Below are 20,215 nucleotides of genomic sequence, written 5' to 3' on the forward strand. Positions count from 1 at the left end.
AGTGTTTCGAAGTGGTGAGGGCGGGCTGGTTGGGCCGCCCGCACTGGTGTTTGAGCCATTGATTGATCGCGGCGACCTGGACCGTGGCCAGGTGGCGGACGGCGAATTTGTCGTAGCGAGTGGCTGCTGGCCTATGCACTCGGTCATCGAAACGAACATCCTGCCCGGTTCGAGTAACTGGGTTCCATCGGTCAGTGTCGTCGGTTTCGAAGTACATACTCATTGCGGCTCCGATCTGGCCCCTCGACGTGGATCACTCCGCTGATCATTCTGCTGGCCGGTTCTCACTTGCGGCCAACAGGCTCACGGCAAGCGCGTTCGATCGTCATCCAGGCAAGGCGCTGCAATCGGATGATGGTGCGTTCGGCCGACTGCAGCCTGTCGGTTCCGAACAGCCTTGTAAGCGGCAGTAGCGTGCCTTCACCAGCATCAGCAGACGCTCCAGAGTCAACGGCAATCTTCCCCGGCTAGCCGTGGCAGTACACCCGCACGAGCACCGAGTCGTCGGGAACCGTCAGCAAATAGCGTTCGATCCCACATGAGTCGACAGGGCATAGAGCGTCATGTTCACATGGCTCCTCGTAGTCACAACCCGCATACCTGGCAATGCCATCAGGTTCGACCCACCACCCATCGAGGGTCAAGACATCGGCCCAACCGGCAGGATTAACAGCCATATTCAGCAAAGTCTTTGGACCGCCGGCACATTCGCCATGCCTGCTGGGATGTACAAAGCCGTCGTAGCGAGGCGAATCGTGAATCAACCGCGGATCGTTCTCATGACCTGGCAGCACATGGAACCCTCTGCCCTCACCGCCACCCCGGATTCGCCACGAGTCCCACATCTCGCGGTACCCATAACCGCGGTACATCTCGAACGGAGCCAGCGCCCTCCCAAGCGACCCGAAAACGTCGTCTATGGCTTCGGGCGGCAGGCAAACCGTGACCCATATGTGCGCCAAGAAACTCCTCTCCGCGACGCAAGGGTATCGGCCAGGAATGACGATGCAACAACATTTTTCGTGTCGGCTCGCCGAACCACGCTGGCCCGACAGGGCTACCGAGCCGTCCCTGCATGTGCGTGCAGACGCCGGCCGAGCCCGCTGCCTGGCTCCGAACGCCCGGGTCGCGGCAGTAGCGGACACTCGGCGGACTACCAGCCTCCGACGCTCAGCCACTCCGTTTGGAACTCGACAGGTGTGATCTCCTCCGCCGACAAGTGCGGCAAGTCGGAGATCTCCGTCGCCGAAGGCATACGGCCGGACAACCGAGTGAACTCGGTGTGACCACCAGAGACCGCCGCCAGGCCGGAACCGCCGTCGCGGAACAGCTCGACCCGACGCCACTCGTGGCCCGTGCTTAGAATCTCGCTGAACGACACAGCGATATGGTCGAACTCGGAGTAATGCACGACCTTCAGGTGACGCGTCACCTCCTGCTCGGGGACGAACCCGGCCGCACGTTCGATCGCCTGGGCCCGATCGATACAGTCACAGTCGTCGTCGCTTTTGCAGCAAGCCGACCGCACCGGCTCGGCCGCGATTCCATCGATCGGCAGTCGATCGCCGAGTTCTGCGCGCATCCACTCGGATATCGAATCCCTTGGATACAAACGCAAGTCGTCGAGTAGTGGGTCCGCGAGCTGTCGACGCAGGTGAGGACGTTCACGACTGAAACGCACATTGATCTTGTGATCGGCGGTGATGCTCAGCCACATTGTGAACCACGTACCCCGGCCCGGGACATACATCGCCTGTCGCAAATCTATGACCTCGCGAGGGAACCCGACGACTGTCGAGGTTCCCGATTCCCGCTCCGCGTAGGCGAATAGATTCACAGCCGTTCCCACGATGTCGAACCTGACCTTGATCTCGGTCCAGCCGGGCTGCACGTCGGCAGTGATCTTTGCCACGATATCGTTGAGCAACTGCCGTTCCTCGATCATCGGCGGCGAGATCGGCCCCCGGATATTCCACCAACTTGCCGCTTTCGGGCGACGCCTCCACCGGCCGATCACCGATACCGAGCACCTGATCGAAGCACACAAACCACACGACTCATCGAACCGTCCTCCACACCCATCGCCTGCACAACGATCCTCATCACCGTAATGGACCGATACGGCGATGGTCGCCGCTGATCATCCTGCAATCGGCGTGAGCGGACGTTCTGGATGGCAGCATCGCTGTCGCTTCGTGACCTCACTGCGTCGCAGTTCCAGACAGAGTGGCTGGCTGGCGGCGGCTGGTAATCAGCTACTCGGCTCATTCGTGAGCCTGGAGCCGACATTCGGCAGGACAGCGCGTTGGGTCGACGCTGAGGGCGGTGGGCTCGAAATCAAAACCCTTCGGCCCCAGCGTTCTTCAGGGCCGACCGATTGACCGCTTCGAACCGCGCGGTATGCGGCATTTGTGGATATCTGCTGCTGGATTGGACATCGACCATCGGTATCGTCCAGCGGCGATGGGCTGCTTGGGTCTATGAGCCCTGCAGGCAGCAATTTGCGAGGTCGTTGGGAGGGTCGATGGCGACGGGAGCAACCCGGGCGGAGCTGGCACGGGAGCTGAAGACAGGGATGTGCACCGGCCGCGGCTTCACGATGCACCGGGTGGATGACGGCTATGTGTTTCGCAAACCTGTTGCAGGTGAGCACTTCTCGGGGGTCTTGGAACTCTTCGCCGACCTTGTCCTGAAGTACGGAGAGCTACAAGTGACCTGCACGGGCTCACTGGCGGTACCTGCCTTGCAAACCGTTATCGACGCAGTACCGGATGCAGCGGTCAGCAATCTCGATCTGTCCGACGGCAGGCCCTACTCCACCGAACTCGCCATCGAGAGCTTCGGGCGTAACGGCAGCCTCGGAGCGGTCGCGCAGGAGATCCTGATCGAGACCGACGACGATGTCCACGGCGCGGTCGAGGAACTCCTCGGCATGGTCGACGGGACTGTCAGCGACTGGGCCACAGCCGTGTTGGCGGTCGAGCCGCTACTCGCCACCGTGACATCGGCGGCCGGCGACAGCCACCCCTTGTTTGTCCGGCGCCTGGTCCTGTTGCTGTTGTCGCTGAATCGGGCCGAGGACGCTGTGCAGGTGATGGATACACACATGCGAGCGAAACTGCACTTCGGTGAGCGCGAGTCGCGCGCACCCAAATTCGAGCAGCACCTACTCGATTCCTTCCCCGCCTACCGTCTCGTCCGAGAAACCCGCCAAAAGGCTCAATCGCATTGAGCTGACAAACCCGCAGTCTTGAGTTCAGACCGGATGGATCGTCGTGTAATCCGCAATAGCGGATGTTCTGCACCGCACCATGTTCCGGCCGCCGGCGCCCCGCGCTGGCCGGCTCGGTCAGCGCGGTATGCGGCATAGAGTGAATCCGCAACGCTCCAAGCCGGACCGAGTGCCACAATCGGGCAGGTGGAAGAGATCGAAAGGATCGCCGAGTCGATCGCCGCCAGTCCTGGCCAGGTGGTCGCGGTGGAAGTCGGTGATCGCGAGCGGGTGGCGGACCTGGTTGCTCGTCTCCAACCGATCTACGACTACGGGTACGACACCGATGACGGCGCCGACGTTCGGTTGGCGCTCGGGTCTGCCTGCTCGACGCTGGAACGTGCGCTCGCGCACTTCGCCGCCGCAATGCAGCTTCCCTACGGTGCCGCGCGAACCCTGTGGGACTTCTTCGAAGCAGTGAGCCAACGCCCTTCCGCGTACCGGAGCTGCCTTGTCGTCGCAGATGCGGCCGAACTGCTCGCCGACGAGGACGAGCTCATGTGGCGCGCACTGACCGACGAACTGGTCGGCGGACCCCGCTGCATGGGAGGTGGTTGGGACACACTCGTTCTGGTCGACGACCATACTGCTTGGGCACGTTCACGATTCGGAACGGCAGCCGATGCAGAGCTGGCTGCGAAGGCCCCACTTTCCTCCGGCGAGTACGCAGCGTTGCAGCGCGGACTGGAATCGCGATACCGAGCCGACTGAGTCGCCGGGAACAGACGCACACCGAGCTCCCATCCGGTATCCGGGTGTGGGCTCAGTCGTTTCGCCCAGCGCCGTGCGATGGCCGGTTCGACCAGCGCGCTATGCGGCATTAACGTGCGTTGGAACGGATTTTCGGCTCTCCTCACGGATTGGTGTTCTCGGCGCTCGCTCGGCCGCGGCGGGTAAGGGGTGTCGTCCGCCGTAACCGGATATACGTGAGGACGCCCTGCACCACGACCGCGATCGCCAGCGCCGACAACACACCCTTGGGCGCTGTCCCGGCGGCGACCAGCAGACAGCAGATGACGACGCCCAGTCCCAGCGGCAGGGTCGAAGCGATTGCGACCAGCAGACGAGCGCGGCGGTTCATGTGGATCCTTTCCCCGCAGGAGATTTCGATGGCAGTGATCGATGTCAGGCGGGATCGTGACGGGCGCGGTCGAGATAGTCTGCCAATGCTCGCCATTCGTCGGCAGGCGCGGCGGGATCGCCGGACATCGCCGCCGGGTCGGCACGCCAGGCGCCGCGCACTCCCGCCGAGATCCCGGCGTCATCACCGGTGAACAGCACGCTCGACTCGTCCATGCGGCGTGCCAGCTGTCGAACTCGGTCGTCGGCGGGGCCCACACCTTCTCGCCGGAGCCGATCGGCCTTGCGATAGAGCTGCGGCCACTCGATCTCGAGCAGGTAATGTTTCGCGGGCCCGAGCGCTGCCGCTGCGGAACCGAGCCGTCGTTGTTGATCGGCATCCAGATTCCGACGGAGTACCTCTTCGCCCCCGGGGCCCACCCCGCCGATCGCCCGGAGCGCTCGCAGCAGCGTTTCGGGTGTCGTGCCCTGCTCGGTCGCCAATTCGGCACCGAGCCGCACCAGTTTCTGCCGCACCCTTTCCAACGCCGCGAGGGACGCCTCGACCCCGGCCAGATGGTCGTGGACTACCCGGTCCAGATCGATACCCACATCCAGGCAGACGATGATCGACTCCAGGCTCAAGCCCAAACTACGCAACGCCAGCACCTGATACAGACGAACAAGATCGTCGTCGGTGTACTCGCGAGACCCGCTCGCCGTCCGCCGCGACGGACTCAGGACGCCGATCGCATCCCAATGATGCAACGTCCGCACGGTCACACCACTCGCCTCGGCCAGCGGTCCGACCTTCCACCCTCCGGAATTGTTCACGCTCTCACCATGCGCCCTCACGCCACGTCAGGGTCAAGCAGCAACCAAAACGTGCGCACGTCGGCACGAGCGAACGTTCGAAAGAGCCGCGGCGTCATGCCACAGACCAGATCAGCCTCGTCGGCGCCACCTGAGGGTGCGACAACACCGCCACTTTCCGCTGCGAGTCACAGCAGGTGGCGAGTGACGGTGCGTACCGAGATCATCGCGCCTACGGAATGCAGCTTGGTGGCGATGTGTCGGGCCGACCACTCGCGCTGGCGCCGCAACTGCTCGATGCGGGCGACAGCTTCGGCCGGTGTCGCTATCGGCGACCGGTGCGGCACCGAGGAACGGTCGGGCAGGCCCAGCTAACCGAACCGGCGAAATCTGTTGAACCACTTGCTCGCACACTGCCCTGTCCGGCCCATCTCGGCGGCGACGTGCACGATCGGCCGCACCTGGCAGCGTTGCACGAGCCGGTAGCAGCCTAGGCGGAATTCGCACCCAAATCGCCGAAGATCTGCTACTGTCCGAACCCGTTAGCAGCATCGACAGATGCGCTCAATCACGCGACCGATCCAACCGTAGCGCAGCGGGGCGACGAAATCCCCCCTCGCGCACCGTTTCCGGTCACCGGTGACACATCCGGGTGGGTGGGTGTTCAAGTGCACTTGAACACGGAGGATGAGCATGGCTTTTCCCGATGGCCTGCACCGTCTTCCGGCATACGTGCCAGAAGTGACAACCTCGACCGGCGCCCCGGTGAACCGAGGATGGTGCGCGTGATCTCACCGGTGATACCGCCCCAAGGCCCACTACAGGAGCTCGTCCACGGTCCGGCGCTACGACCCGCCACCCGTCCGGCCGCCGATCCAGACCTGCGCTTCGCGATCTCGACCGTCGGCGAAGGAGGCCGAGTCGTCAGCCGGCACCTGTTCGCTGCGCTCAATTGGCAGCCGGGCCAACGGCTGCGACTTCGAGTCGACGAATCCGGATCACTGACCGTCACGTCCGATCCGGACGGCCCGATCGCGTACAGGGAACCCTCTGCGTGCCTTACCGCTGGCGCCGACGCATGAATCTCACGATCGGCGAACAAGTCCTCATGGTCGCGCGGCTGGCGAAGTCGCCGCAGCACTGTCGATGCTGACCAACGAGCAACACCCATTGCTGGCGTCAGGCAAATATGACTGAGTGACAACAGCATCCAGAATTTTCGCCCGCGCGGCCGCAAACCTCACCAGTGCAGGACTGGCTTGCGGCGCACCCCGTACGGTCGAGAGTCGGCCCTAACCAAGATTCACGGCGAAAGCAAGCCGGACAACGCGACCGGCGAGAAGGCGTCCGCTGGCACGTCTCCTCCGGGCGGCGAAGTCGACGGCGGGGCTCACGTGGACAGCCGCGAGTTTGCCCGCTCATGCCGATGTGCACGTGTCATCGTTAGTGGTAGTCGGCAGGGGCTGGAGTACCTACGACTTCGCTGAGATGCTTGCATCGCACCCAAACCCGTCGCAGCTGGATGATCGCGGGATGGCTGGTTATGTGCGGGCCCGCAATCTCTTCTATGTTGCAGTGTCCCGAGCGCGACATAACCTCGCCATTCTCTTCACGCAAGAACTCGACAGCGCTTTCCCTCTCGATCCTGGCCGCGTTAACCGACCCAAGCCGAAACCTTACAATCAGCACGAACGGTCGTTCGATTCACGCACGAACGTTCGGACTGTCAAGCGAGAACGAAGTGCCCCGGCTTCGGACGAGCGACTACGTGGCGCCCGAATCCGCTGTGGCGCTGCACATCACGCCGTATCAAATCGTTGCGAAACGCCAGCAAGGTACTGTGAGAGCACGATCGTTCGGACTCGTTCGGCCCGTAACGCCGACCACCGAGTCTTTCGATCAGGACGGAAGACGAGGAGATAACGCGACCATGACCGACGCTCGGACCGGACGCAGCGACATCCGCCCTGCGGTGCTCAAGGAAGCCATCAGCATCGGCGCCACCGAAGGCCTGGAGCGGCTCACCATCGGGCGGATGGCGACGCTGCTGGGTGCCAGTAAGAGTGGCGTTTTCGGCCTGTTCGGGTCCAAGGAACAGATGCAGCTGGCCGCGATCGAGGAAGCGCGTGCGACGTTCGTGGCGGCAGTGATCGCTCCAGCGCTCCAGGCTGCGCCCGGTCTGGTCCGGCTGCGGAGGTTGTGTGATGCATGGCTCGATCACACCAGCAATGAGCCGCAGTCCGGGGGCTGCTTCTTCTTGTCGGTGGCGGCTGAGTTCACCGCGCGTCCGGGTCCGGTGCGCGATTCCATCGTCTCGGCGTGGGATCAGTGGTACGAGTTCCACCGCCAGACCATCGCCGAGGCTGTGCGGCTCGGCGAAATGAATTCCGACACCGACCCGGGCGCGCTGACGTTCGAGCTCACCGCGCTTGGCCGCAGTGCAACATCGGATCTGGCGTTGTTCGGTGACGCCGAGGTGATCGTCTGGGCCAGGCATGCGATGCACGCAGCTTTGCGGCGGTACGCAACTGACTCCAGCCGGGTGCCGGAGCCCTCGAGCGGCCGGTAGCGGTCGATCTCGCCAGCAGGCCGATACCCTAGGGCGTTCGCTGTCCTCTGTCTCGGACTAACGGCCGATCACCTGGCTCACCGCCGTGGACAACTCCTGCACCGGATCATTCCCCGGTGCGAAAGCGCGCCAGGCCACGTGATGATCCGGCCGGACCAGGATTGCGCCTTGCTCGCCGATCTCGCGCAGGGCAGACCATTGGCCCTGGTCGACATAGTCGACGCCCGAACCGGGTTCGCCACCGATCCCTGCGACCTCGATAGTCACCGCCCAGCGTTGCGCGACGGTCGCCACGGCTTCTCGCCACATCCGGTTGTCGCCGCCCAGCAGCAGTACGAACCTGTCATGTCCGACCAGATCCAGCGTCGAATGCCGGTTTCCGTCGCGCTCGAGCCAGGCGTGGGGAAGGCGATGGCCCGGCCGAGTCGTCGGCTGGTAGAGGTCGCCCATTGGTCGACCTGGGGCGGGTATCGCCAGCGGATATCCTCTGCCCCCCACGGGACTCGTGGTGGTACTGCCGGTCCACTGCGGGAACCCCTGGGCGTCCCCCTAGAACCGGGGCGCCAGGGTTGCGCGCCTTGACGCTCCCGGGCAACCATGCATTAATGTCAGCACGCACGTTCGTTCGCGTGACGACTTATCGGAGGGGAGGCATCGTCGATGCCAGCAGTCGTGGGGATTTACACCGAAGCGACCGATCCCGATTGCCTCGATGAAGGGACCGCCGTGAATCTGCTCGCCGGCGCGCCACGGCGCGGTTTCGGGATTATCGGGGGCAGTACCGCCAAGGGTATCGGCGAGCACTACGAAGGCTACCGGACACTCGATTGGCCGGACCGGATCGTCGAATCACTCACCAAGGCGGTCGGACCCATCGAATATCTGAACCTGGCGCAGATCGGTGTCGTCACAAATAAGGTGATCGAGCGTCAACTCGACGCAATGAAGGAATTTGCACCGGATCTGTCGTTCTTTTCCTGCGGTGGCAACGATCTGTTTGTCGAGACGCCCGACTACGGGGCGATCGAGTGCAATCTGACGAAAATCTTCTCCTTCGGTTCCGCCACCGGCGCCCGGCTCGCGACGATGACTCTGGCCGATGCCATCTCCGATCCGGCGATGATGATTTTCCGGGAACGTCTGGAGCGGTTGAACAATATCGTCCGGGCGAGGGCCGCGAAATACGACGTCATTCTCGTCGACCTGTGGAACCATTCCATCGGTCAGCGGCCGAATATCTTGAGCTCGGACAAGATTCACTTCACCATGGCCGGCAACGCGGTCCTGGGTGCCGAGGTGATCAAGGCGTTAGCGGCGGCGAAGTGAGCCTGGAGGGTAGCTGTCACCGCCCGATGCCAGCGCTCGACCTGAAGGCGCAGTGTACGGCGTTGGTGAACCAGACGAACGCGCTGGCGGATCTGACTCGCGGCGTCGATCCGTCGACACCGGTACCGACCTGCCCGGAGTGGTCGATCGCGAACCTGATGACCCATGTAGGGCGGGGCCATCGATGGGCGGCAGCGATGATCCAAGGCCAGGCCACCGAGGAGTTGGACTGGAAGTCCGTCCCCGAGGGCAGACTTCCCAAGGATCCAGAGCAGGCCGACGAATGGCTTCGCAGGAGTGCGCGGTTGATCGTCGAAGCGGTCGATGGCACCGGAGCCGACACTCCGATCTGGTGTCATGTCGGCCCGCCGCAACCGGCGCGGTGGTGGGTGCGCCGCCGACTGCACGAGGCCACAGCGCATGGCGCCGATGCGGCTCTCGCGTTGGGCACGGGCGTCTCACTACCCACTGAACTCGCTGCGGACGGGATCTCCGAATTCGTCGAGTTCCTGACGCTGACACTGCATGGCACGACCGCGAACGTGTTGCCGGCCGGAACCACACTGATTCTGCGCGCGACCGACCACCGGCTCCGAGCCGCCTATGAATGGACTCTATGCCAGTCCGCGGATGGCATAGAGTACCGTCGCAAACCTTTCGATAACTCGACCCTTGTCAGCGGGACATGTAGCGATCTATTCCTCGTTTTGCTACGCCGAATTGCTGTGAAGGACACACGTATCGACATTATCGGCGACAGTGGCGTCTTCGAGGACTGGCTCGCGCGTACACCGTATTGATTCACGGTCGACATGACCGCGCATCAGCTGAACCGATCCCTCGGCGCGCAGCATCACATCTCTTCGATTTGACGGTTCCCATTCACTGCGTGACGATAGGTCAGGGCGGGAAATGCACTGAACAATCTACACAAAGAGGGGTGGAGAGGGTTCCGAAAATTACAGCTAGCGTGGCGCAACACGACTTTTCGGCCGCACATCGACGAATTTGAGGATGTAAGACAGGGTTCCCGGGGTCAACCCTCGGATGGCGGACTTCCAGCACATACTTCACTCGAAGCGGCACGGAAATATCTCTATTCGAGTAGTGGATTACACCTTTGCCTCGCACAACGGCATCGCGGTCCGCGGCCGCGTCAGGCGGTGTTCGTCCGCGGCACGTCGGTGCCGTGCGGCGCGATCGGCTCCCGCCCTACAGTGCGGCGCGCTCGTTCACGCGTGCGGCACTGCCGTGGCGTTCAGCGGCGGACTCGTACACGCTCGGCCGAAACGGCCATGTCGCGTCGCGTCACCGGCAGCCCCGCCGCCGGCTCCGAGATTCGAATACGGCCACGCCCGGGACAATCACGGTGTGTGCAGCTGACGAGCATTCCGCAATGCGTCGCGCGCGCGATCGAACACGGCCAACGGAGGTCCTGCCACGAGATTGGCCCCCCGCGACTCACCCGCGTGCGGATGCGGGCGGGTAGGTGCCATGGCTTCCGCACCTCGGACCGTGTTGGCCATGTGGGCGAGCTGGGTTCCCGAAAACGACTGGCGCAGTACGGCGAACTCTTCCTTTTCCTCGTGTTCCGCGTGCTCCAGAACGGCTCCGGCGAACGCGGAGAGTTTGGCGTCGAATTCCGGGTGATCCACGCCCAGGTCGTAGAGTTCGGCGAGGTCGTGCTTCGCCTCCTTCTCCTCTGCCAGCCTGTTCTCCACCATCGGCTTCACACCGAACTGCGCTCGCGCGGCCGCCGGATGGACGACTTCTTCCTCGGCGGTCTCGTGCACCGCCAGCAGCCGTACCAGCTCCTCGAACAGGTTCTGCTTGTCGGCCGGTCCGGCGCGCAACTTGCCGAAGAGATCTTCGATCTGCCGATGCTGCGCCGTCAACAGGTCTACGACATCCGCTTTCTCCGCGCTCATCTGCCAACACCTTCTTCTACCGAGAACGAATTCGCTTTCTCCATTTCCTCAGCGGAACTGGCTCTGCAACGTCGCAGTGGTCACCGCTCCGTAGACCAGGTGCGGCACCACGTCGCTGAGCCAGTCCGCGGTCGTCCACCTCCGCGGATCACTCACCCCGAGCACGAACATCGGCACGGCCGCGCCGACCATCGCCGCCGTCCCCGCGGCCACCGCACCGACCGGGCTCGCCGGGTGCCAGCCGAGCGAGCGAACCGCGCCGGCGGCCATACCGACACCCACCCCGGTCATGATGCCCAGAATCGATCCCGCAGCGTGAATTCGGTTGTCCCGCTGAGGTTTCGGGCCGGGTATCGAAAGGTGGGCCAGGCCGGTGAGTTTTTCGACCGTCTGTTCCGGGGTACTGCTGGGCCCGCGGCCGCGCAGCAGCATGTCCAGATAGGTGGTGGCGTTCAGGGCGGCCGTACCCGCCGCGCCGGCTGCGGCGCCACGCAGCAACGAGGTGAACATGGTCGGCGAGTGCCCGAGGCGACGGCACCGAAACGCGTGGCGTCCCGATCGCGTGGCGGTGTTGCCAGGTATAGACGGGCCCACGGGGGTAGCCGAGAGGTGGGGTGGCGAGTGGAAGGGGTTCGACGTGAGTCATAGGGCGATCGCGCAGCGGCTGAGAGAGCTTCTCGACGAAAATCCGGACTTGGCCGCCGGCTTGGAGCGGTCATTGGTGCAGGCGCGGCAGGTAGCCGAAGAAGGGCTGAAGGACGAGTTGCTCGAAGCGCTGCCGTGGCCGCAGTCCGTGGCGGAGTACGTCGACTACATCGACGATTTCGCTCGTTGGGTGCCGCGGGAGACCGATTCGCCCGCATGGCGCGCCCAAGCACCGCAACATCGGTACGCCCAAGAGGTCAGCGACCGGCTCTCCCATTTCTTCTGGATCATCGACCAGAAAGCCGACGGCCATGACACGTCTGTGGCATACGGCTCCGACACATTCCGGGAATGGGTCACCGACTTCGCCCGAGACTGGGGCAGTTTCCTCGACACTCCCGAATCCTTCGGTCCGGACGTGCTGAAATCGTTCGTCGACAACGCTCCCGAATACCACGTGGGTGACTCCATGATCGACGGCAAGCCGAATGCACCCAGCGGCTGGATGACCTTCAACCAGTTCTTCGCCCGCGAACTGAACGGCGGCCTACGGCCGATCGCCGAACCCGGCAGCAACCTGGTGATAACCTCACCCGCCGACTGCAGCTTCCAGCACCGATACGACATCGACGACGCCTCGAACATTCCGGCGACCACGATCAAGGACACCCACAAGTACGGCAATATCTGCACGCTTCTCACCGGCAGCGAATACGCCGAGAAGTTCGCCGGCGGCACCTTCGCCCACTACATGTTGCCGACCTACGCCTATCACCGCTTCCATCTGCCGGTGGGCGGCGTGATCAAAGAGTCGTTCGTGACTCACGGACAAGCGTTCATGCAGGTCGAGCTGTCCGACCATGGTTTGAAGGGTCAGGACAACGCCGAGACCGGCTTCGAGTTCTTCCAGACCCGGGGCGTGGTCATCATCGACACCACAGACTCCCCGTGCGGCGATATAGGAACGGTGGCGGTCGTATGCGTCGGCATGCAGAACGTCGCATCGGTGACCCTCACCTGCACGCCCGGTAAGCACATGGCCAAGGGCGACGAATTCGGCTATTTCAGCTTCGGAGGTTCCGACATCATCCTGCTTTTCCAAAAGCGTGTCGAAATCGACATAGATACCGCCGAGGAAACCCACCTGGTCGGTGTGCCGGTGGCGCGGTGCGGCTGACCGGTCCCCACCACGCTCTCACCGTAGGCGGCGGCGCACGCGCGCGGTCAGTCGTAGCGAAATTGCTCTGCCCGCTGATGCAGGCGCTCGGCAAAAGTGTCCATCCACGCCGTGCTCTCGCACTCCCCGGAAGAATCAGCGCGACCGCGCCGCGGCAGCGGACCGGCGGGATCGGGACGCAGATCTCGGCGCGAGCGAGCGCTCAACGCCACCAGCCGCACCGCCCAATCCACATAATCGGGCACGCTCATGCCCGCCTGGTCGGCGGCCTCGCACAACGCGCCCCAGTCGGTGTCGTCGAGCGACACGGTGATCTCCCTGCTCGCCATACCCGTCCACGGTAGACCTGCCAGGAAAACCCGGCGAGCCACGCCTCCCTCGCCTCGCGACCCGGCCCCGTCACCGACCTCATCGAAGGAGCATCGGCGGCGACTCGCACGCGGCGGTATGCCGTCCCAGCGCGCCCGAGTCGTCGCCGCCACGGGTACGCGAAACCACCCGAGCCTCCGGTGCCGTGGCGCCCGAGGCCGGGTGGTGGTCGACGCGATGGCCGCAGTGACCTACGAGGACACGGGAATCGAGGTCGCGCGGGCGCCCTTGCTGGCGAGGGCGAACACCGGGAGATCCAGGATGGTGCGGAAACCGGACTCGGCCGCGACGACCGCGGACACCGCGTTGCAGGCCATGGCAACTGTCGACAGGAAACTCTCGTAGCCGCCCGGTGCGGTCACCTCGATCGTCTGCTCGCGGCCGACGATGGTGAGGAAGTCACCGCGGGCCACAGGGTCGTCGGCCTCGAAAATGCCGAAGTGGGTGGCGAATTCGATGACCGGCTCGCCGGCCCGGATTCCCCGCGCCCGATGGACGACGCCGGCGACCGTGCCGGCCGGGACGGCGACGTGCTCGCCCGCCCTGTCGGCGCCGGCGACGAGGTGACGCTCCACGGGGTCCACCTCGATGCTGTCGAGGGTCCACTCGAGGCCCCGTGCCAGCGCGGCGATGCTCTGGTCGAATCCGACATGCCCCATCACCCGGCCCGACCGCTGGCGCGCGTCGAACTCGTCCGGGGTGAGCCCGAGGCCGAACTTCTGCAGAATGGCGCCGTAGCGACTCATATCCGCTGTGCGCCGCACCGCCACGCGCCGGACCTCGGTGGTCAGCCCGCTGAGCACCAGCGGCAGCGTGTCCATGAGCATGCCGGGGTTGCAGCCGGTGCCCAGTACGGAGACGCCGTGCTCCCGTGCGACCCGGTCGAGCCGAGCCACGATCTCGGGATGGCTCAGGCTCGGCTCGCGAAGCTCCTCGCAGATCGACACCACGTTCATCCCCCGCTCGAGGAGTGCCGTGATCGTGGGCTCGATTCCCTCCAGCCACGACGACGTGGCGACGACGGCCACGTCGGCGCGCGGCAGCACGTCGGCCGACGAGACGACGGGTACCGAGGGGGCGCGCGCGACCAGCGACGCCAGATCGACCCCCAGCAGCGCCGGCCGGATGTCCAGCGCTCCCACCAGCGCGCAATCCTCACGACGGACGAGGGACTCGACGATGGCGAGACCGGTGGCGCCGAGACCGACGACCACCACCTCGAGCTTCGGTGGCACGTCCCGCGTCGCTCCCCGAGACGCGGCAGCGTAGCCGGACGCCGGGTCGAGGGTGTTCGGAGTGCGCATCGCACCGCCTTTCCGATAGGGGCTGATTCGGAGGGCACGACCGGCGGACCGCTGCTCGAGCGCATCGGCGGTCGCCTCGATCGCGGCGTCAGCGCGGTTCTGCCCTGACCTTCTGCGATCAGAAGACTTGTTCATATGACTTTATCATTTGATCAGCCTGGAAACATCTCCTTCCGCGACAGAACTCCCGACGGCCCGGAGTGTTGACCTGCCGCATCGCCTTGGATACGCTCTGATCAAATGACTTAGTCGTATGAATTGCCCCACTCGTGGGCGAGACCGACCAAGGGCGTCATCCGCGACAGAACGATGGGCAAGGGAAGCTTCGATGCACTTCGCAGATCCGCAGCCACTGGACAGGGATGTGCAGCTTCGGATTTGGCTGGGCGGCATGGCTTTCGACTTTCGCACCACCCGTACGGCAGCCCTCACGTTCTTCACCGAATGGGGACGTCGGCGCCGGGAGGCGATCGAGCTGGTCACCGAAACACCTTCCGATACGAGCCTTCTGCCGCGTCTTCCGTGCGAGCGGTTGTTCCACGATCCTGCGAGTTGAGCTTTCGGCCCGAGTTCGCGCGATGTGCGCAACGGTCATCGAGAACACGAACAACGAGGGATATCGATATGGAAGACCCCAGCCGGGCGGCCGGTGCAGCATCCACACTGTCGAGGCTCGTCGTACAGCAACAAACGCGGGAGGTGCTCAATCACTTCGGCTCGTGCCCCGAATGTGGTTATGCCGCAAACGCATTCATGAATGTCACCTACTATGCGGACGGCACGGCAACCGTAACCACACGCGGGACGTGCGGGCTTCCCTGTGGTTGGTCCGGCCCCACCGAGGTCACCAAGATGACCGGACCTACCTCGCCACGAGTCGATTTCGCCTGAGCGACGCCGCGACCTCCGTGGCCTGCGGCTACACAGCGAGAAGCCGCGAGACGAGCGCCCGATCTCGAACGGCCGGATGTTGCCGGCCGGGATCGGTGCGCCCGCCCCTGCGTGCAGGAGCCGGTCTCGCCCGCTCGCCGCGGGCGATGCGGCTCAGTGGGCGAAGTGCCTCCGGAGATGGTGCGCCGCGTCGGCGACAGCGCGCCTGGCCTTGTCGATAACAGCCACCTCGGTGAAAAAGCCGTGCGGGACACCGTCGTACTGGCGAATTTCCACCTCGGCGCCGGCGCGCGCCGCCGTTGCGGCGAAATGCTCGTAGTCCGACCTCAGTACGTCCACCTCGGCCGCCACCAGCAACGTCGGCGGCAGCGCGTGAAGGGTATCGGACAGGATGGGCACAGCACGCGGATCCGCTTCGCTGTCCGCGGCGTAGTTCGACCAGAACCACAGCGCGTCGGCCTTACAGAGAACCGGCGCGTGCTCGAAGGCGTCCCAGGACGGGCCCGCGTGAGCGTTCGATGTCGCGGGATACGCCAGGACGAGCGCCCTCGGCGCGGTGCGGCGCGCTTCGGCCAGCGCGGTGCAGACCGACAGCGCGAGATTTCCACCGGCACTGTCACCGGCCAGCGCGATCCGGGACGGGTCGACGCCGAGTGACGCCGCCTCCCGCTCGACCCAGTCGTAGGTTCGCAGACAATCGTCCGCGGCCGCGGGGAAGACGTGTTCGGGGGCGCGCCGGTATTCGACGGAGATGACGACACACTCCGCCTCGGCACACAGTGACCTACAGACGTCATCGACGCCGTTCAATGTCCCGACGACGAAACCGCCGCCGTGGATGTAGATCACGGCGGGCAGTCCGTGTGCGGACGAAGGGCGGTAACAACGCACTCGGAGCGGACCGCCAGGACCGTCGACGGCCCGGTCCTCGACGCTGTGCACCGGGCGTATCGGCTGTCGAGCGCCGTCGGCCGTATCGAAGATCGACCGCACGCCTTCCACCCCGTACCGGGCGTACGGAGGCGGCGGCGCCTGACGGAGCAGCGCTTGCGCGAACGCGCGCGCGTCCTCGTCGAGCAGGTCGAGCATGGCGGTTTCGGACAGGCCCATCCGAGCCTCCCTTCCAGGTCACCTATCACCTCGCGCAGGAACGAAGCGGGTCTCGGGTATTGACAGAGCACCCGATTAGATCACATGATTAAGTCACATGACCACCGCTGCAGAGAGGCAGACATGTCCGATCCAACGAGTCACCCGGTGACAGGCACTGTGGCGGTGCCGGACCGCCCCACCCCGATGGTTCTGTCGGTGGCGCGTCGTCTTCGCGACGCGGTCGCCCGGGGTGCGACATTCACCGCGAGCGACGACGTCCGGACGGTCCGCCTGTCTTCGACCACCGACGCCCAGAAGGCCTTCGTCACCTTCACCGGCTCGGAGATCACCGTCTCCGCCGACAGCGGCGCCGAGCCGGACCTCACCTGGGATGTGCGCTGGCCCGATCCGGTGCCGGCCGAGGTCGAGGGCGAGGCGCTGGGTGGCTTCGCGAAAGAGGTCCAGGTGTTGCTGTCCGGCCCCGACGCCGACTGGCGTTCGGCGGCGGAGACGTTCTGGGAGCGGGTGAGCGCGGTCCGGGGTATGCCGGCCGGCCTCAACCTCTACTGCTTCGATGCGAACGAATTCGCGTCGTTCGGCGACGCCGCGACCGGCTACACGTTCGTCGGTTCGTCGGCGGCGCTGGCACGCATGTTCGGCGGCCGTTCGCTGGTCATGGAAGAACTCGAGGGTGGTGAACTCGCGCTGCAGGGTTCGCTGTCCGATCTCTCGGCGCTGATCGGCGCCAACCTGAAGGTGGTGTGCGGTGAGCTCTGACCGTTTCGAAGAATTGACCTCGGTGACGCGCGTGCGAGTCGAGGCGACCAACCAGGACGGCGTCCTGATCGGCAAGACGCTCTCGCCGGCGAAGTACCGCTCGTGTCGTGAGAAGGGCATCGCGCTGCCCGACCTGGCCCTGGGTCTGGACCTGAACAATCAGTCCGCGCTCGGTTTCGGCTTCCCGGAGTGGCGGCGCAACGGCACGATGACCGACATCGAGTTGCGGCCCGACGAGAGCACGCTGGTCGAATGGAAGCCGGGCGTGGCTTCGGTGATCGGCGACCTCTGGACCCTGCGGGGTGAGCCCATCGGGGCAGACCCCCGCCAGGCGCTCAAGCGCATCACGGCCGCGTACGCGGAGCGCGGTCTGAGCATCCTCGCCTCCGTCGAGATCGAAGCGACCGTCTTCCAGGAGTCGATCGATCAGGCGCGCGCCCAGCAGTACCAGAACCTCACACCGCTCGGCGGCAACGCCGGAGCCGCGCTCGTGCACGCGAAGTCTCCCGATTACGTGGAGTACGTGGAGGCCGTCGTCGCCCGGTTCGACGAGATCGGAATTCCCTGGGAGGCATATTCCGACGAGGCCGCCAGCGGTCAGATCGAATTCAACATCGCCCCCGCCGATCCGGTGACCGCCGCGGACCGGTGGGCGCGCGCACGCCAGATCATGCGCGAGGTCGCCTACTCCCTGGGCCGGTCGATCACCTTCATGTCGAAGTGGTCCGCGGCGTACGGCCAAGGCGCCCACCTCAACGTCTCGGTCAGCGACGAGCACGGCAACATCTTCTTCGACACGAACAAGCCCGGCGAGCCCAGCGAGCGCATGCTGCACTTCCTCGGTGGCGTGATGGCGACGCTCGAGGCGTCGACCAGCTTCGCGCTGCCGACCATCACCTCCTACCGGCGGCTGATGGAACTCGAAGGGCCGCCGACCACTCAGACGTGGGGCGTCGCGAACAAGTCGTGTGCCGTTCGCGCGGTGCCGGCCGACAACTCCGCGACACGTCTCGAGTACCGCCTGCCGTCCGCCGACTCCAACATGTACTGCACGCTGGCCGCGTTCCTGGCCGGCGGCTTGCTGGGACTCGACGAGAAGTCGACGCCGCCCGCGCCGTTCGAGCAGATGGCCTGGGCGCTGGTGCCCGGCAGCGTGCCCGCGGTCCCGAAGAACCTCTACGACGCGGTCGCCGCGCTGGATGCCGACGATCAGCTGCGCCGGTACCTCGGTGACGAATTCGTCGACTACTGGGTCGGTCATCGCCGCTGGGAATGGCTGTCCTTCCACACCGAAGCCGAGCGTGACGACGCCCAGCTGTCGGTCTGGGAGTTCCTGCGTTACTTCGAACTCGCGTGACGTCCGAGGCGTCATCCGCCATTCACAGAAGGGAGTGCACACCATGACGACGTCCGACACCGAACAGCTGCGGACGCTGGCCGCCACCGTTGCGACATCGTTCGGGATGTGGGAATCCGGTGTGTGGGCCGATGCGGCCGACTCCGAGACCCTGCCGCTGCGCGATCCGTGGACGGGCGAACAGTTCACCACCGTGCCGGCGGCCGGCCCCGCAGATGTCGATCGCATCGTCAAGAACGCCCGTGCCACGTTCGACAGTGGTGTGTGGTCGCGGATGGCCCCGACGGCACGAGGGCGCATCCTGCTCGCCTGGGCCGGCTTGATCGAGCGCGATGCCGATCAGCTCGCCGTCCTGATCTCACGCGAGATGGGCAAGCCGGCCCACCAGGCCCGCGACTTCGAAGTCGCCTCCGCGGTGCGCAATCTGCGCTGGTACGGCGAGCTGGCGGACAAGCTGATGGATGACTCTCCGCGTGGCCTCCAGGACGCCGTGGCGTTGGTGACGCGCGAGCCGCTGGGTGTCGTGGCAGCCATCACGCCGTGGAACTTCCCGATCAGCCTCGCCATGCTCAAGCTGGCGCCGGCGCTGACGGCCGGAAACAGCGTCGTCCTCAAGCCGGCGTTGCAGACCTCGGCCTCCTCGCTGCGGCTGGCCGAACTGAGCAGTCTCGCCGGGCTTCCCGACGGCGTGCTTCAGGTCGTCACCGGACGCGGCGCGACCGTCGGCACGGCACTGAGCCGACACCACTCCGTGGCGTGTGTGACGTTCACCGGCTCGACCGAGGTCGGCCTGCGGCTGCTCGGCGACTCCGCGGTATCCAACGGCAAGCCGGTATCCCTCGAGCTCGGCGGAAAGTCGCCGAACATCATCTTCGCCGACGCACCCGATCTCGAGCAGGCCGTTCGCACCGCGACATGGGCGTTCACCTTCAACACCGGGCAGATGTGCACCGCCGGGTCGCGGCTGTTCGTGGAGCGGTCGGTGTACGACGAGGTGGTCGCGGGCGTATGTGATCAGATCTCCACGCTCACGATCGGGGATCCGCTCGACCCGGGTACGGTGCTCGGCCCACTGAGCAGCCGCAACCAATGCGACACCGTCCTCGAATTCGTCAAATCCGGTGTGCGCGAAGGGGCCACGCTGTTGACGGGCAGTGAGCAAGCCCTCGACGAGGAGCGCTCCCTGGTCTCGCCGACAGTGTTCGTCGACACCGACTCGTCGATGCAGATCACCCGCGCGGAGATCTTCGGGCCGGTCGTGTGCATCCAGCCGTTCCGGGACGAGGACGAAGCGCTCCGGCTCGCCAACGACACCGATTTCGGGCTGGGCGCGTCGGTGTGGACGCGCGACGTCTCGCGAATCCACCGGATGGCCCGCGGACTCGACGCCGGCAACGTCTGGGTGAACTCGTACGAAGAAGGCGTGCCGTCGACTCCGTTCGCAGGCCGGAAGTTGTCCGGCAACGGTGCCGACAAGGGCACCTACGGGCTGGAGAAGTACACCCAGCTGAAGACGACCTGGATCGCCCTGTAGGGCGCTCCCCGTCGGCCGCCGGCGGTGCGGGTCGAAGCCCCGAGCCTCGGCCCGCACCCGCGGCCAGATCCGAGAGACCTGATGCCAACGAATATCACTGCCG

18 protein-coding genes and 1 pseudogene are annotated in these 20,215 nt (G+C 65.1%); 9 read left to right on the forward strand and 10 right to left on the reverse strand.

What is annotated here, in order from left to right:
- Positions 1–1,153: 1,153 nt before the first annotated feature.
- Positions 1,154–1,945, reverse strand: coding sequence for a DUF6881 domain-containing protein (locus tag IRT45_RS21430; RefSeq protein ID WP_194807627.1), 792 nt, complete (start codon positions 1,943–1,945; stop codon positions 1,154–1,156).
- A gap of 579 nt (positions 1,946–2,524) precedes the next feature.
- Here IRT45_RS21430 and IRT45_RS21435 point away from each other — a divergent pair.
- Positions 2,525–3,232 (forward strand): hypothetical protein, encoded by a 708-nt coding sequence (locus IRT45_RS21435; protein ID WP_194807628.1) that lies wholly within the window; start codon positions 2,525–2,527, stop codon positions 3,230–3,232.
- Between the two features lie 186 nt (positions 3,233–3,418).
- Positions 3,419–3,982 carry a hypothetical protein gene (locus IRT45_RS21440; RefSeq protein WP_194807629.1) on the forward strand — a complete coding sequence of 188 codons (564 nt, stop codon included), beginning with the start codon at positions 3,419–3,421 and terminating at the stop codon, positions 3,980–3,982.
- Positions 3,983–4,124: 142 nt separating this feature from the next.
- Here the strand turns inward: IRT45_RS21440 and IRT45_RS21445 are convergent, their stop codons facing one another.
- From IRT45_RS21445 to IRT45_RS21455, 3 genes and pseudogenes are all read right to left on the reverse strand, one after another.
- Complete coding sequence (locus tag IRT45_RS21445; protein WP_194807630.1) at positions 4,125–4,352, reverse strand: hypothetical protein; 228 nt, start codon at positions 4,350–4,352, stop codon at positions 4,125–4,127.
- 44 nt (positions 4,353–4,396) lie between these two features.
- Entirely contained in the window at positions 4,397–5,164 is a 768-nt protein-coding gene (locus IRT45_RS21450; protein ID WP_309241084.1) for a MerR family transcriptional regulator, read from the reverse strand.
- A gap of 173 nt (positions 5,165–5,337) precedes the next feature.
- A pseudogene (locus tag IRT45_RS21455) lies at positions 5,338–5,619 on the reverse strand (helix-turn-helix domain-containing protein); the annotation flags it as partial.
- Between the two features lie 1,454 nt (positions 5,620–7,073).
- On the opposite strand from IRT45_RS21455, the gene IRT45_RS21460 reads away from it, so the two are divergent.
- Positions 7,074–7,712, forward strand: a complete 639-nt coding sequence (locus IRT45_RS21460; RefSeq protein ID WP_194807632.1) for a TetR/AcrR family transcriptional regulator — start codon at positions 7,074–7,076, stop codon at positions 7,710–7,712.
- Positions 7,713–7,769: 57 nt separating this feature from the next.
- Here the strand turns inward: IRT45_RS21460 and IRT45_RS21465 are convergent, their stop codons facing one another.
- The gene (locus IRT45_RS21465) at positions 7,770–8,162 is read right to left on the reverse strand and encodes a hypothetical protein (protein WP_194807633.1); all 393 of its coding nucleotides are present in this window, start codon (positions 8,160–8,162) and stop codon (positions 7,770–7,772) included.
- Between the two features lie 210 nt (positions 8,163–8,372).
- On the opposite strand from IRT45_RS21465, the gene IRT45_RS21470 reads away from it, so the two are divergent.
- Positions 8,373–9,038 carry an SGNH/GDSL hydrolase family protein gene (locus IRT45_RS21470; protein ID WP_194807634.1) on the forward strand — a complete coding sequence of 222 codons (666 nt, stop codon included), beginning with the start codon at positions 8,373–8,375 and terminating at the stop codon, positions 9,036–9,038.
- 26 nt (positions 9,039–9,064) lie between these two features.
- Positions 9,065–9,838 (forward strand): maleylpyruvate isomerase family mycothiol-dependent enzyme, encoded by a 774-nt coding sequence (locus IRT45_RS21475; RefSeq protein ID WP_194807635.1) that lies wholly within the window; start codon positions 9,065–9,067, stop codon positions 9,836–9,838.
- Positions 9,839–10,402: 564 nt separating this feature from the next.
- Here the strand turns inward: IRT45_RS21475 and IRT45_RS21480 are convergent.
- Positions 10,403–10,966 carry a hemerythrin domain-containing protein gene (locus IRT45_RS21480; protein ID WP_194807636.1) on the reverse strand — a complete coding sequence of 188 codons (564 nt, stop codon included), beginning with the start codon at positions 10,964–10,966 and terminating at the stop codon, positions 10,403–10,405.
- Positions 10,967–11,014: 48 nt separating this feature from the next.
- The gene (locus IRT45_RS21485) at positions 11,015–11,476 is read right to left on the reverse strand and encodes a hypothetical protein (RefSeq protein ID WP_194807637.1); all 462 of its coding nucleotides are present in this window, start codon (positions 11,474–11,476) and stop codon (positions 11,015–11,017) included.
- Positions 11,477–11,603: 127 nt separating this feature from the next.
- Between IRT45_RS21485 and IRT45_RS21490 the strand changes: the two genes are divergently transcribed.
- Positions 11,604–12,788: a phosphatidylserine decarboxylase gene (locus IRT45_RS21490; RefSeq protein WP_309241085.1), complete on the forward strand. Its 1,185-nt coding sequence runs from the start codon at positions 11,604–11,606 to the stop codon at positions 12,786–12,788.
- 47 nt (positions 12,789–12,835) lie between these two features.
- Here the strand turns inward: IRT45_RS21490 and IRT45_RS21495 are convergent, their stop codons facing one another.
- From IRT45_RS21495 to IRT45_RS21505, 3 genes are all read right to left on the reverse strand, one after another.
- Positions 12,836–13,117, reverse strand: a complete 282-nt coding sequence (locus tag IRT45_RS21495) for a hypothetical protein (RefSeq protein WP_194807639.1) — start codon at positions 13,115–13,117, stop codon at positions 12,836–12,838.
- Between the two features lie 231 nt (positions 13,118–13,348).
- Entirely contained in the window at positions 13,349–14,461 is a 1,113-nt protein-coding gene (locus IRT45_RS21500; RefSeq protein WP_228534729.1) for a dihydrodipicolinate reductase, read from the reverse strand.
- A gap of 1,044 nt (positions 14,462–15,505) precedes the next feature.
- Positions 15,506–16,462 (reverse strand): alpha/beta hydrolase, encoded by a 957-nt coding sequence (locus tag IRT45_RS21505; protein WP_194807640.1) that lies wholly within the window; start codon positions 16,460–16,462, stop codon positions 15,506–15,508.
- Positions 16,463–16,609: 147 nt separating this feature from the next.
- Here IRT45_RS21505 and IRT45_RS21510 point away from each other — a divergent pair, with 147 nt between their 5' ends.
- The 3 genes from IRT45_RS21510 to IRT45_RS21520 are packed head-to-tail and all read left to right on the forward strand — an operon-like array spanning position 16,610 to position 20,112.
- Positions 16,610–17,221 (forward strand): hypothetical protein, encoded by a 612-nt coding sequence (locus IRT45_RS21510; protein ID WP_194807641.1) that lies wholly within the window; start codon positions 16,610–16,612, stop codon positions 17,219–17,221.
- Positions 17,211–18,578, forward strand: coding sequence for a glutamine synthetase (locus IRT45_RS21515; RefSeq protein ID WP_309241086.1), 1,368 nt, complete (start codon positions 17,211–17,213; stop codon positions 18,576–18,578). The genes IRT45_RS21510 and IRT45_RS21515 overlap by 11 nt, the downstream gene beginning before the upstream one ends.
- A 43-nt stretch (positions 18,579–18,621) precedes the next feature.
- Positions 18,622–20,112: an aldehyde dehydrogenase family protein gene (locus tag IRT45_RS21520; protein WP_228534730.1), complete on the forward strand. Its 1,491-nt coding sequence runs from the start codon at positions 18,622–18,624 to the stop codon at positions 20,110–20,112.
- The last annotated feature ends 103 nt before the right edge of the window (positions 20,113–20,215 follow it).

The organism is Nocardia sp. BSTN01 (assembly GCF_015354405.1).
Classification (GTDB): Bacteria; Actinomycetota; Actinomycetes; order Mycobacteriales; family Mycobacteriaceae; genus Nocardia.